The organism is Pseudomonas mosselii (assembly GCF_005796105.1).
In the GTDB taxonomy this organism is placed as follows: Bacteria; Pseudomonadota; Gammaproteobacteria; order Pseudomonadales; family Pseudomonadaceae; genus Aquipseudomonas; species Aquipseudomonas mosselii_C.
In genome coordinates, this window is the sequence record NZ_VAUO01000046.1 from 1 (window position 1) to 847 (window position 847).

Genomic DNA, 847 nt, shown 5'->3' on the forward strand with positions numbered 1-847 from the left:
CAGGTCCAGCGCGACTACACCTTCACCCATCCGGCGTATCGCCAGGAACACCGTGCTTCAGGCCCCTTTCTGGAACACCAATCCAGTGACTACGAGCGCTTCGATTACCCCGGCCGCTACAAGCGCGATGCCGTGGGCAAGCCGTTCACTGAAAACCTTATCACTGCCCTGCGCCATGATGCGCGCATCGCAGAAGTGCAAGGAGATGACGTCAGGCTGCAGCCTGGCCTCAGCTTCACGCTCACAGGCCACCCACGTGACGACCTGAATGTGCATTGGCGCGTGAACAGTGTCGTTCACAAAGGTAGCCAATTCACCAGCCTGCAAGAAGAAGCCGCGGGCGTCGATCAAAGCACACGCTATGAGCAAACCGCTCAACTTGTTCCCGGCAGGACCGAATGGCGCCCTGCTCCGCTGGCAAAGCCCCGCGTCGACGGCCCTCACATGGCCACCGTCGTCGGACCGCCTGGTGAGGAGATTTATTGCGACGAATGGGGACGGGTCAAAGTCAGCTTCCCCTGGGACCGGGAGAGCAATAACAACGAGTTCAGCTCCTGCTGGGTGCGGGTATCCCAAGGCTGGGCAGGTGGTAGCTGGGGCTCTATGGCCATCCCGCGTATCGGCCAGGACGTGGTCATCCAGTACGTCAATGGCGACCCTGATCAGCCGATGATCACCGGGCGCACTTATTGCGGCGACCAGTTACCGCCCTACGACCTGCCCGACCACAAGACCCGCATGACCATCAAGAGCCAGACGCACAAGGGCGATGGCTTCAACGAGCTGCGGTTCGAGGACGAGCTGGGTCGTCAGGAAGTGTTTATCCATGCGCAGAAGGACCAGAACA

1 protein-coding gene is annotated in these 847 nt (G+C 60.4%); it reads left to right on the plus strand.

All coding sequences use genetic code 11. From position 1 onward, the window contains the following. Positions 1-847, plus strand: an 847-nt coding sequence (tssI, locus tag FEM01_RS24010; protein ID WP_138221891.1) for a type VI secretion system tip protein TssI/VgrG, incomplete at both ends; no start/stop codon positions are given.